Source organism: Lacrimispora sp. YZC11, from assembly GCF_057543815.1.
The window spans coordinates 742,959-755,596 of the sequence record NZ_BAAJYQ010000006.1; the positions used below are offsets into that span (position 1 = coordinate 742,959).

The 12,638-nt window shown below is 42.0% G+C and carries 15 protein-coding genes; all 15 read right to left on the reverse strand.

What is annotated here, in order from left to right; genetic code table 11:
• Window positions 1–3: 3 nt before the first annotated feature.
• Window positions 4–729 carry a histidine phosphatase family protein gene (locus AC27IJ_RS09710; RefSeq protein WP_313152738.1) on the reverse strand — a complete coding sequence of 242 codons (726 nt, stop codon included), beginning with the start codon at window positions 727–729 and terminating at the stop codon, window positions 4–6.
• Window positions 730–901: 172 nt separating this feature from the next.
• The gene (locus AC27IJ_RS09715) at window positions 902–1,201 is read right to left on the reverse strand and encodes a PTS sugar transporter subunit IIA (protein ID WP_312442046.1); all 300 of its coding nucleotides are present in this window, start codon (window positions 1,199–1,201) and stop codon (window positions 902–904) included.
• A 30-nt stretch (window positions 1,202–1,231) separates the two neighbouring features.
• Window positions 1,232–1,537 carry a PTS sugar transporter subunit IIB gene (locus AC27IJ_RS09720; RefSeq protein ID WP_312442045.1) on the reverse strand — a complete coding sequence of 102 codons (306 nt, stop codon included), beginning with the start codon at window positions 1,535–1,537 and terminating at the stop codon, window positions 1,232–1,234.
• An 11-nt stretch (window positions 1,538–1,548) separates the two neighbouring features.
• Entirely contained in the window at window positions 1,549–2,253 is a 705-nt protein-coding gene (locus tag AC27IJ_RS09725) for a GntR family transcriptional regulator (protein WP_312500882.1), read from the reverse strand.
• Window positions 2,254–2,352: 99 nt separating this feature from the next.
• Complete coding sequence (locus AC27IJ_RS09730; protein WP_312500880.1) at window positions 2,353–3,639, reverse strand: PTS sugar transporter subunit IIC; 1,287 nt, start codon at window positions 3,637–3,639, stop codon at window positions 2,353–2,355.
• A gap of 13 nt (window positions 3,640–3,652) precedes the next feature.
• On the reverse strand, window positions 3,653–5,059 hold the full coding sequence (locus AC27IJ_RS09735; RefSeq protein ID WP_487148578.1) for a GH1 family beta-glucosidase: 1,407 nt from the start codon (window positions 5,057–5,059) through the stop codon (window positions 3,653–3,655).
• Between the two features lie 278 nt (window positions 5,060–5,337).
• Window positions 5,338–6,282, reverse strand: a complete 945-nt coding sequence (locus AC27IJ_RS09740; protein WP_312442037.1) for a Gfo/Idh/MocA family protein — start codon at window positions 6,280–6,282, stop codon at window positions 5,338–5,340.
• A gap of 196 nt (window positions 6,283–6,478) precedes the next feature.
• Entirely contained in the window at window positions 6,479–7,102 is a 624-nt protein-coding gene (locus AC27IJ_RS09745) for an HDIG domain-containing metalloprotein (RefSeq protein WP_312442036.1), read from the reverse strand.
• Between the two features lie 479 nt (window positions 7,103–7,581).
• A complete protein-coding gene (locus AC27IJ_RS09750; RefSeq protein ID WP_487148581.1) occupies window positions 7,582–8,004 on the reverse strand; it encodes a DUF3788 family protein in 423 nt (140 codons plus the stop codon).
• 128 nt (window positions 8,005–8,132) lie between these two features.
• Window positions 8,133–8,570 carry a hypothetical protein gene (locus AC27IJ_RS09755; protein ID WP_487148583.1) on the reverse strand — a complete coding sequence of 146 codons (438 nt, stop codon included), beginning with the start codon at window positions 8,568–8,570 and terminating at the stop codon, window positions 8,133–8,135.
• A complete protein-coding gene (locus tag AC27IJ_RS09760; protein ID WP_487148585.1) occupies window positions 8,567–8,779 on the reverse strand; it encodes a hypothetical protein in 213 nt (70 codons plus the stop codon). Before AC27IJ_RS09760 ends, AC27IJ_RS09755 begins: the two co-directional genes overlap by 4 nt.
• A 15-nt stretch (window positions 8,780–8,794) precedes the next feature.
• Window positions 8,795–9,061, reverse strand: a complete 267-nt coding sequence (locus AC27IJ_RS09765) for a nuclear transport factor 2-like protein (protein ID WP_487148587.1) — start codon at window positions 9,059–9,061, stop codon at window positions 8,795–8,797.
• Window positions 9,062–9,082: 21 nt separating this feature from the next.
• Window positions 9,083–9,676, reverse strand: coding sequence for a GNAT family N-acetyltransferase (locus AC27IJ_RS09770; protein ID WP_487148589.1), 594 nt, complete (start codon window positions 9,674–9,676; stop codon window positions 9,083–9,085).
• 276 nt (window positions 9,677–9,952) lie between these two features.
• On the reverse strand, window positions 9,953–11,308 hold the full coding sequence (locus tag AC27IJ_RS09775; RefSeq protein WP_312500870.1) for an MFS transporter: 1,356 nt from the start codon (window positions 11,306–11,308) through the stop codon (window positions 9,953–9,955).
• Window positions 11,309–11,630: 322 nt separating this feature from the next.
• A complete protein-coding gene (locus AC27IJ_RS09780; protein ID WP_487148591.1) occupies window positions 11,631–12,635 on the reverse strand; it encodes a serine hydrolase domain-containing protein in 1,005 nt (334 codons plus the stop codon).
• Between the last annotated feature and the right edge of the window lie 3 nt (window positions 12,636–12,638).

Consider the following 12,638-nt stretch of genomic DNA (forward strand, 5'->3'; position numbering starts at 1 on the left):
TTTTTATTGGTATGCATTAGGATTTTTCGCTTCCCTTGGGAAAAATCCAGCATTTGATATTGGTTCGCCTTTCACATATAAATGAGCCGTATCCCCCATTCCCTTACACCGGAAATAAGCCTCATCTTCTATCCTCTCTTCCGTCTCCAGTGTGGTGACCGATGAAGGCGGCAGAAAAAAGCCCTGCCACAGCAACGGGGCCGGGATTCCCAGAAGATGAGACAGCATAACACAAGATACTCCAAAATGACAGAACAGGACGATGGTATCGTCACTCCCCGGTACAGCCCGGTACATTCCGCCTTCTCTCTGATATCCATGTTTCTTTAATATTTCATCAAGCCCGGAAGCCACTTTTTCATATTCTTCTTTTACAGGCCCTGTTTTCATCCTCTCATTTTCAAACCATAAATCTCTGTCGTAAAGCTCCTTTTGGTTTGTCCAGTATCCGGGCATAAAATCCCAGGGTATGGTTTTAGTTTCACCAGCCCCGTTATCAACCGGCGCACGGAATTCTCTAAGCCAGGGCAATACCTCCGCCTCAGCTTGTAGTGTTTGTAATGTTGCTTTTGCTGTATCTTTTGCTCTTCCAAGAGGGGAGCAGTAAAAAGCGGAAACAGAAAGCTTACTGATCCTTTCGGAAAGCATATCTGCCTCTCTCCAGCCTTTTTCTGTGAGAGAGTCAATGGAATAGTCTGGTTCTCCGTGTCTTATTAGTATTAACTTCATACCTGTCCTCTTTTCTGTGCTGATTATAGTCCTTTTTATCATAGCATTTATCGTTAACAAACACAATAAAACCTCAAACTGAATTGCTGACCGCTATTCGTTTTCCGGCATAAAGACGAAGCTGCTGTAAAATAGATGATTACTCCTCTATTTTGCAGCAGCCCCTAATATTTTATATTAATACATCAATCAGTTCCCTGACAAGAGAACGAATCATCTCCGCACTGTTTAACTGATCCTCCGTATGCATCATCAGCAGGGAGCATTTGATATCCTCACCAGCCGCCTCTCTCTGGATCAAATCTGCGTGAATTCTGTGGGCTTCTGAGAAATAGGCATCGCCTTCCTCCAATTTCTTAAAGGCTTCCTCCTTTGAACCGCTTTTCACGCACTGCAGCGCCTCAAATGCGGCTGATTTCGCCATTCCCGCATTGCTGATCAGTGTAACTGCAGTCATTTCTAAATTTTCCATTATGTATACTCCTTCATGTTCCTGTGTGCTTTACAGATTCAGTATCTTCAGGGCCTGATCTAAAATAGCGGTACCGTTCATGGTTCCATAACTTCTCATATCCATTACTTCTACCGGTATTCTGCCCTCTACCAGCTTGTCAATCTGAGGCTTCTGGAACTTTACCTGCGGCCCTAACAAGATAATATCCAAAGTATCAATCAAGTCCTTGCACTCTGAAATCGGCCGGGCATTGATCTCTGCCTCCAGCCCTTTTTCCTTTGCGGCGTCCCTCATTTTTTTTACAACCATACTTGTGGACATACCAGCATTACACACCAGTAATATATTCAACATAACGTAACCTCCTAAATATTATTAGCCATAGCAAATATCGTAACCTTCTGATAATTATGGACGACTTTGGAGTAGTTAAAAATAGTTCCGTTTGATAAATACGCAATATCATTGATAATCAAAGCAGGATCGCCTTCCTGCAAATGAAGCAGCCCGGCATCCTTTTTGCATAACTTATCGCTGGTAATATATTTATCAGCAAATGAAATATTCAGCTTCAGCCCTTCCTGAATGTATTTATAAATCGAGCTTTCAATAATCTCCTTATTCAAATATGGAATAATGTCCTTATTGTAATAAGTATATTCGACTGAATAATAAAAACCATCCACAATCCGCAGGCGCTCAATATAATGCAGCGGTGTACCGACCGCACATTTCATCTGCTCCGCCAGCTGCTCATCCGCCTGGATCTCTTTAAATTCAAGGCATTGGGTGTGAATATCCTTGTCCCCGTACCGGCTGGACAAACCTCGCTGCAGCGCCAGTGTAAGATAATCACTCCGGTCATGATTTCTGACAAACATCCCGCTCCCCTGCAATTGATAAACCACTCCGTAATTGCACAAGATGTCAACCGCATTGCGGATTGTTGCCTTGCTGACTCCAAATCGTTCAACCAGCTGTTCCTCTGTCGGAAGCTTTCCGACAGAGTTATATAATCCTTCTTCAATTTCCTTAAGTAATATGTTCGCTATTTTTTTGTATTTTACCATGTTGATTACCTCAATTAACTTTCTTTTTCCCTACTATCTAAAATACTATATAATACCATTAATTTCAAGCAAGGGAACATGATATACCAACTGGTTTATTTATTTCTCCTCTTTTAAAAACAGATCATCCTGCATTTTTACAAATGGTAAATATACAATTACGGAATAGGCCAGTATAACAAGCTGCGTGATTGCTCCGCGAATGCCTCCCAGCAAAAATCCTCCGATAATCGGCGGCGTTGTCCACGGCAGTACCAGACCGCCAAAGGGCTGCATAAATCCGAAGCGGATAGCACAATAAGTGATAATTACCGCACCGACCGGAACAAGAATAAACGGAACCAGCATGATCGGGTTTAACACAATCGGAAGACCAAAAATCACCGGTTCATTTACATTAAACAGGCCTGGAACAAAAGACATCCGGCAAATGCTTTTCATCTGCTGGGAACGGGCCACAATAAAAGCGGCTATAATCAGTCCAAGAGTAATTCCGGTTCCGCCAAACTTTGCAAAGTTTTCAGTGAACTGCTTGGTGATGATCTTTGCATTTTCATTGGCAACCAGAGTCTGTCCGGCATCCAAAATTGCCTGATTGGACATAGCATTGGCAAGAAGCAAGGAGGATACGATTCCATTGACAATATTCGGTCCGTGCATACCAACCCAGAACAGCAGCGACATCAGTAAAATGATGATAATTCCTCCTGCAAGGCTGTCTGATAAGGACTGCAGCGGTGCCTGGATCACTTTAAAAATAATCTCTGTCAATGAAAGTCCGGCAGCCATCTTGCAGATCTGATATGCGGCCATGGAAATCAGCATAATCACGAAACCAGGAATTAATGCTGCAAATGCATTGCTGACGCCTTCCGGAACGCCATCCGGCATTTTGAAAACAATTTTTCTTTTAATAAAAAAGGTAAAGATCCTTGGCATCGTAATTCCGATGATAATCGCTGAGATTACCCCGTTCCCATTGACCCACGCTTTGGGGATTACTCCGTTTACTACATCACCATTCTGAGATACAACCGATGAATTTGTAATAATCAAAAAGGATACAAGACAAAGCAGGCTGCATGAAATCGCATCCACACCTTCGTTTTTGGCAAAGGTATAGGAAATGCCCAGAACCGCAATAATCGCCATAATGTCAAAGGTACAGGCAGAAACCTGCTTAAGGCCAATATTCCAGCTTTCGCCGAAAATGTTTGTCATAATTCCGGCCCAATTGTTGATCGGGAAATTGGCAATCAACAAAAAGATGGAACCTACCAAGGTTATCGGCATGATGTACATGGCACCGTCTTTTAAAGCCATCACTGTTTTAAAATTGGAAAATATCATCAGCTTTTCAGTAAACTTATCTAAAAATTTATTCATTATAACTCCCTCCCTATAATGCTTCTCCTCTTGAAGCGATCACTTGCTGATACCAATAAAAAGACGCTTTTTTCTTTCGTTCCAGGTTATTCTCATGATCCACATAAATAAAACCGTATTGCTTTTCATACCCATTCAGCCAGCTGAGTAAATCGATGGCTGACCAGGCGAAATATCCCTTTAAATGAATTCCTCCTGCAATGGCTTTTTTCACCACAGCCAGATGCTCCTCGATGTATTTAATCCGTGGAATGTCCATGATTTCTCCCTCGATAACAGGATCCACATCTCCCAGGCCGTTCTCGGTAATATATAGTTTTATATCACCATAATTCTCCTTCAGCTGCTGCAGCCCACTTAAGAAACCTTCCGGCGAAACTTCCCAACCCCATTTGGTATATCGCCTATCGTCCAGTTTAACCGTCTGATAAACTCCGTCAAAGGAGACCTGACCAACACCACCGGTACTTGCTGCCCTTGACAAATCCGCCTCCGACTCACCTTCTATCAGGATAACCCGTTTCGGCTGATAATAATTCAGCCCCATAAAATCATTGAATGGGACAGCTTTGCGGAGCAGTTCCTGTTCCTCCTCCGTGATTTCAAACATCACCTTGCGTTCTTTTAAAATATCAAGGCAGTACTGGGGATACTCCCCTTTTAATACCGGGTCATAGAAGAACGCAGTTTCAAAATAGTTGGCATGTGCAGCCGCCTTTTTACTGCTTTCCCGCTCATCGGCCGGAAAAGCCGGTGCAAGTACATGGGTGATTCCGATCTCGCCGTACTGTTTAAGCGCTTTATATAATAACACTGTCTTCGCATGGCTGACCATAACATTATGTATTGCCTGGAAAAACTTCTCCTGGCACTGTCTGATCCCCGGCGGATGAGCCCCGGTCATATATCCAAGTCTGGTAAAAACAATGGTTTCATTAAAAGTAATCCAATGCTTTACCCGATCCCCAAAAGCCTGGAAGCAGACTTCCGCATAACGGAGAAACGCATCAATGGTTCCCTTGTGGCACCAGCCGCCCTGCTCTTCAAGGTACTGCGGAAGATCCCAGTGATACAATGTTACAAAAGGAACGATGCCATAAGACAGGCATTCATCAATCAACTGGTTGTAGAAATCAAGTCCTTTCTGATTTACCTTGCCGTCATTGTGAGGAAAGATTCTTGTCCAGGAAACCGAAAAACGATAAGATTCCAATCCCATCTCCGCCATCAGTTTTATATCTTCCTTAAACCGGTGATAATGATCCACAGCAACATCACCGGTTGTTCCGTTCAAAGTCTTGCCCTCTATTTTTGAAAATACGTCCCAGTTTGATAAACCTTTGCCGTCTTCATCGAAAGCTCCTTCTACCTGATAAGCCGCTGATGCCGCGCCAAATAGAAAATCTTTCGGAAATCTCATAATGTGTCCTCCTGATTCATTATTACTTTTTTAATTCATACGTATGATTTCGAATTATAACAATCATTTTAACAAGTGTCAAGTTTATCTTTTCTGCCAGAATTCAATTTTATGAATAATCGACAAATCGCGTTTTAAACTATATACACTTTGCACAAACGAAAAAAGGTAAACGAAACCCTGATGGCTGAACACAGAAAGAAAGACTGTGTTCAATCATCAGGGTATTTTGTTGTATTATTATATTAATCGCAAAAAGCAAAGAAGGCTGCCCTCCCCTACTGCCGGTCTAACGATTCCACTATCTGATCCACAAGCCCGCAGCAGCGAAGTGTTCTTTCAGCCGTCATAACCGGACTTTCTGTCAGGCCCTGTCTGATGCATGCTTCCGCATGTGCCACCTCATATTTCATTTCAAAATCAACCGTTTTCTCAATCAGTTCGATGCCCTGTCCGGTATGTATTTCACAGCGGTCCGCCTTCCAGTATTCATTGGTTTTTATAAACCCCTTTTCAAAATAAAAAACTGCAAGACTTTCTGCCGGCCCCCGCATGGAAATACGGCTGCTGATCAGAACATCATCCATTTTTATATTAAGACTGACAGAGTCATAAACTCCGGTTCCGCCCCTGGTACCCAGTGCCTGCACGATTACATCGGCAGGCTCCAGCAGATAATCGAGATATTCAAACGTATAGGAAGCGCTGCCATAAACAACTCCCCCCTGATCCTTTTCATGCATCCATGAAGCCTTTGGACTTTGAAAAGATGCACTCATATTCACTTGATGGAGTTTTCCAAACATTCCTGAATCAATATATGTTTTAATCAAATCGGTGACAGGAAGAAAAAGGCTCTTTTGCATTTCCATCACAAACAGCCCTTTTTCCTTTGCCAGTTGAAAGATTTCTTCTGCCTGGGGTTTTGACAGCGTAAACGGTTTCTCGCAGAGCACGTGCTTTCCGTTATTCAAAGCTTGCTTCATTTCATGAAAATGCTCCCGGTTTATTGTGGTAATATACACAGCTGTAATCTGCGGGTCCTGGTAAAGTTCTTCATAAGAGCCATAAGCCTTCTCGATATTGTTTTCCTGACAGAAGGCCCTTGCCTTATCCAGTGACCTAGATGCCGCCGCGGTCACCGTTCCTCCATTGGCCCTCACTGCACCGATGAATCGTTTTCCGATGGCAGCCGTTGATATAATTCCATAATTTATTTTCATAATTAGCCTCTCTAAATTCATTAATTTCTTTAACTATCCTTATTATAGTACATTGATGAACATTTGCCTATTTCTGGATGTTATTTGTATAGAAGATGTTTTACTCAGCAGCCTTACAATTAAATCAAACTTGTTTCCTTCCGAATGAAATGAATGATCTGATTTATTATAAAAGACTTAACGAATGTTCAAGATTTCACATATTCCCCATTTTCTTCAGAAATAGTCTGACCGCCTTTGTTTCATCTTCCGGAACGCTTCCGCCCCTACCAATCCGGTCACAAAGCCCAAGCAGTGCAACTTCACCGATATCTGTCTCCCGCTTCATACCATCAATATCGCCGAAAGGGAGCCCATCTGTCACATACAGAATGTGCATATGATACCGGACCAGTTTAGCGACTGACCCAATCCACTTGGCATCGTCGGAAAAGCAGGACAAAAAATCCTCCGCGAGATGTTCTCCCTCAGCATCATGATTATATGCGGTAATTTTTTCTTTTCGGACTTTCGTCACTGCCGGTTTGCCGATATCATGAAGCAGAGCCGCCCACATAAAAGTTCGGGCCTCTTTACTCTTCGCTTTCTGTTCTGCCGCCTGATCCACTACCATCATCGTATGATTCCATACACTTCCTTCCGGATGATAACGTTTTGACTGGGGTGTTTCCTTCATCCTGCCGAGCATGGAAAAGGGATAATCCAAAAACCACGGTTCTCTGCTGATTTTTTCCAGATATTCCGATGGACGTTCGTCATGAAGCAAATGATAATCCATCTCCCGGAACAGTTCTTCCATATTATTATTTTCTTCTGCCATAAAATCCGCCTTTCTATTTCATGAATATCACTGTACTATCCAGTTTACACGATATCTATTATTACAAATATTTATTGAAATAAACAAAAATCTCTTTTTCAGCAACTGCAGATGAGATTCCGCACCAATATTTCTTGTCTATACTTAGATGTAATACGTTGTGATACGTTGTGATACTTGCACGTTCACTTAGGTCAGTTTACAAGAGATGACACGCAGACCGAAAAACAGGCTGCTGGCAACAAAAGGGCTGTATGCTCCCGCAGAGGGAGTATACAGCCTGTTTTGTTGTGGGGGAATCCCAAGGGGACTAAGCCCCTTCTTGCACACGACTTTGCAAATGACAGTCCGATTTCATCAGCGGACAGGACGTATATGAATGACTAAAAGAGTATTGCAGTTATCCAGCAGCACAACTGCAAAGTGAAATTATCAGTAATTAAAAACTCCACAACCAACTTCCACACCCATAAATTCAATTATTTCAAAGCTGCTTTATATTTCATTACGGTAATTAAATCCTTCAACTGACTTTCTTCGCTAACATCAAAAATAAGTGGAATTAGTTTTCCGACCATGGCGGCATTTCTCGACTGCGCTTTTAGTTCTTCGGAAATCTCCAAGTTCATTACACCAGGCTGTGTTTTCTCTGTGAAGTAAAAAGAAACCTTGAAAAAGCCTTCCCAAACAGAGAACCAGAACACAGTCTTTTTCCCTGCACTGCCTTTGCCAAGCCATGCCTTCCCATCCTTGTAATATCGCCAGTCAAATGACATTCCGGTGAAGGACTCCGACAGCATATTCAAAAATTGTGCATAAGCAGGGTAGGCCTCAACCAAAGCTTCATGCAGTATTTCCGGGGTGGGAAAGATTTTTTCATCCTTTAATAATTGATTCGACATAACAACACATCCTTTCCTTATGGGCGTTTGGGCATTTCAAATTTTTCCAAGACTTGATTTAGAAAAGCGTTAAAAAGCGTCTTTAAACATGTTGGCAAACAGACCGCCGGTATGCGTTACTTTCTTTGCTATCTCTCTACTGACAAGCTTGAATCAAATATATACCCAATCCATTCTGACGCTTTCCTTTTCGTATCAAATGCCTTATACCCTTTGTGGCTGTAAATATAATCAATCTTCCAATTACCTTTGTCGCAAGCCTTGTGATTAACTAATTCCTTCAATGCATTGCTCCGGGTGTCGGCCCAAAGATTTGCCTTGCCTGCAATATACACTAAATCAGTAAGAGAAAGCATATATGCCTGCGGAAACATAATGTCCGTAATGTGAGCGCTGATAGGAGCATGATTTGACAACCGCTGATACATATTGTGCCGAAGCATATATTCAGTGCCTTTTTCAATCAGGCCTTCTACTGTCTTGTCTGAATAGCTTGTAAATTCGGCATATGTAAGCAATGCCCGCACCGTTTTTCCAATGCCAATATAACAAGGAGCAGCGTTCATACAGCCGCCATGCTTACAAATCCCAACCGTTCCGCATATGGTATATCAGACAAGCACATGAGGCGAAAAAGATTGAAAAAGGCATTTTCTTCATAATCACTTGTAAGTTTTTGAACAACTTTTGATTGCTCCAGCGAAGATTTAATTTCGTTCTCTGCAACTAACTTATTGGTATCAAATTTTACTCTTAATTGGAGAGCCGAATCCATAGCCGTACCCCACTTTCATGATTTCCCGGCATTGTTCATAATGTCAAAAGGTATTTTGCTGTCACAAATAACCTGCCAAAGTCGAATTTTACCATTCTCGGCAATAGCTTTCCATGCGGCTGGAAGCTTCCAAAAATTTTTATTGTCCGATGTTTTTATTCCCTGATAAGTAGCGCTTGCGTATCCTACGATAGCTACTGTTTTATCATCAACAAATAAATCTGTCACTTCGATGAGGTAATCTGGGAACCATTCAAAATAGCCTATCCAGCCATTCTTCATAGCATTAATTGGTTCTGACTATTATATATTCTGTTCTACAAAGTGATCCGCATACTTATCCCAATACTCCATATACGTTTTCTCATCTTTTTCATCAAAATTAAGCTGATACATCCGAAAGGTTACAGGAACATCTTTTGGCTGCCACTGTTCCACGTAGGAGTATTTGTAGTCCATGCCAAGTTTTTTCATCACTTCGCCGCTTCGAGGGTTATTCACATCATGGGTCGCTGTAATATAAGGATATCCTGTATCTTTGATTTTTTTCACAACCGCTTTTGCCGCTTCTGTAACGACACCTTTATGCCAGAACTCTTTTTTCAGACCGTAACCAAAGTCGTGGCTTTTGCTTTCACTCAGCCAAACATATCCAATCGGCTTGTTATCCTCTTTCAGACAGATAGCGTACCGGTAAGCGCTTGGTTTGCTGTAATATGCAAGGAATCTGTCGGTTAAGAATGTCATTGCCTCCTCAATAGTTCTAAGCGGAAACCACGGAAGAAAATCATTCACTTCTTTATCGCTCATAATTTCATAAAAATCATTAACATCTTCGGGAGTGAATTTTCGTAAAATTAACCGTTGTGTTTCTATAACCGGTGTGTTTTCATTCATCAGCTAATTCCTCCTTTCAAATATCTCAAACAGTTTTACCTCTTTTTCTGCAACCAAAGTATCATGGCCCTAAAAAAACAGTTCTCTTTGCTCATTTTACTATATAGGCTCAAACATTACAATTCCAGGATGGGATTTTGACTGTTATAACACATGGCCGGGCAAAAAACCATGCTTGAAGCCCCCGCCAATACCGAGGAAGTTCAGGCTCTTTGAAGCGTATCCAAAATGCGAGAAAACTGCTTATAGGCTTGAAAGAAAATAAAAAATTTAAGTTCAATTCTTCTTTTTCAATGCTGAAAGGGCAACAATTGTGCTTGCGACCAATAATAAGAAGAAAATCAGAAGCACAACCCAGGCTCCGGAGGTAGTACCAGCGATAAAACCATATTTATTTTGAAAAAATGAAATTACTGCGGCGACCAGCGCTGTTGCAACAGCGCCTATAAACTGCTGAAAAGTATTTACAAAGGCATTACCATCTGAAATTTGGGTGGACGGCAATGCGCTTAAACTACAGGTCATTAGGTTGCTATAAGAAAGGCCAAGACCTGTCATCAGAATAAGGTGAGCACCTATCAGCAGCACCAATGAATTGGTATGCAACAGCCCAATAAGCATACCTATCCCAACGATGGTTGTAATAAGGCCGATCAAAATGGGCTTGTTTGCACCAATTCTATCTAATAGCCTCCCCGAAAGAGGAGCAAGTAAAGCACCCATCAAAGCACCCGGAAACATGAAGGCCCCTGCGGTAGATGAACGAAAGCCAGCAGAAATTTGCAGATAGTTTGGCAGAACGAAAGACAACCCCAATAGCAAAGCCTGATATATAAGAAGGCTGAATAATAATGAGGAAAATCTACTGTTTTTTAACACCGATATTTGCAGTAAGGGAGTTTTACGGTTAGACATCAAAAACAAAAGAGTACTTACAAGCCCAATAACTAAAAACAATGCAAAAACAATCCCTGAACCGGCACTTAAAGCCATTATAAATGAAGTAAAGGTAATGGCCAAAAAGAAAACACAACGAAAATGCAGATGCTGTTTTTCTCTTGAAACCTCATTTGTAATAGAGTGCAGACCGAGAGCAAGGGAAAGAATAATAAGAGGAATTAAAAAAATGTAAATATATCGCCAGTTCAACAGGTTGGAAATAAGTCCACCGTAAGTGGGTCCAATGGCGGGAGCGATTGAAGTTGTCAGAGTCCCGATTCCCATCATCATTCCTCGCTTTTCAGCTGGAGCTTTTGTGAGAATGATGTGGAACATAAGAGGAAGACCTATGCCTGTACCCACCCCTTGCAGCAAGCGCCCCAGCAAAAGCAGGGAAAATGCCGACGAAAAGCAGTTTATCAAAACTCCCAGTAAAAAGAATAGATTTGCTGTGATAAATAAATTACGTGCTGAAAAGTTCTGGTTTAAATAAGAGGAAATTGGAACAATGACGGAAATCATAAGCAAATAAATGGTAGTTACCCATTGAATTCCTGACGTAGTCACACGAAACTCCTGTATAAGCAATGGGAATGTTACATTCATTGCCGTTTCAATTAATACTCCTGAAAAAGATAAAATACCTGCGGCGATTATCGCCCCAAACAAGTGAAAATTTTTGTTTTTATCCATATTGTAACTTGCCTCCTTAAACATAAAAAGAGGCGGGATTATTATTTTAAAATAATAATTCCGCCTCTATATCAACACTATAACGTGTTCTCTGTACGAAAACTGTAACCGTCTAATTATAGCTATTAAGTCACAAAAAGTCAAGTATCAAAGCCGTTTAAAGAAATATGAAGAAGAAGTATACTAATTTATTGTTTATGAAACGGACTTTTTCGTACAGCTATCCAGCGACAGGGAAAGCCTTGGGAAAAAGCTAATCAGTATAATGGAAATCATAGGGGCAGCCCTTTGTGAAAGAGCCGCCCCCATTTTTATAAGTCTATTAAACCATATTTAAGTAAATTTCATTCATTTTCTTTCTCATCTTTAAGAATTCTTCATTGCTCCGGCTGGGATGGATCCTGTTTGTCAGCAGAACAAAACCTTTTCTGCCCTTCAAATCCATTAAAACAGAAGTTCCTGTAAAGCCGGTATGATAAAGCGTATCCCTTCCATACTCCTTGCTCCAGCCCAGAGTGCGTTCAAACTTTATAGTGCTGCAAAGTTTTTCAAACACCTCTTCTCCAAACAAAAGCCGGGAATGTTCCAGGTAAGCCTTAACAAATTTCACCACATCTTCCAATGTAGAAAATAAACCGGCGCTGCCGCACTGCCCCAGCAGATGAGCCTTCGAGTCATGAACTTCTCCGCAGATACAGCCTCTTTGCTCCGTGCATTCCGTCGGGATGCAGCGCTCCCTGCTGCCCAGAACCATATAGGAAGTATCCAACATCCCAAGGGGGCGGAAAATATGCTCCCGGAAGGTCTCCTCAAGAGTAGTTTTGTCCAGATTCTCAATGATCTTTCCCAGCAGTATAAAACCCACATCCGAATACAAGAAGCCTTCTCCGGCTTCTCTTTCCCTTGGTGTGGTGTAGAGATATTCCAGAAGATTTTCCCGGCTCCAGCTTTCTTTGTTCCGTATCTCGGCAGGAAGCCCGCTTGAATGAAGCAGCAGGTGTTCCACCGTGACATCCTCATAGGAAAACCGGCCCAGGATCTCTTTTACAGGAGTAGAAAGGCTTATTGCTCCTTTTTCCACCAGCTGAAGGACCCGGGTGGCCGTCCCAATCACCTTAGTCAGCGAAGCAAGGTCGTAATACATACCTGCTTCCACTTTCCGGTCACAATAGGGAACCACCGCACCCTGCTTTCCGGCGTACTTTAAGCGGATCCCCTGATCACTGACAAAGCCCCAGCTGGCTCCCCAGATCACCTGGTCCCGAACAAGCTGCTCTGCCATTTCATCCAAAACCGTTTCATTTTTATCATTCCAGGCTCTTATCATCTG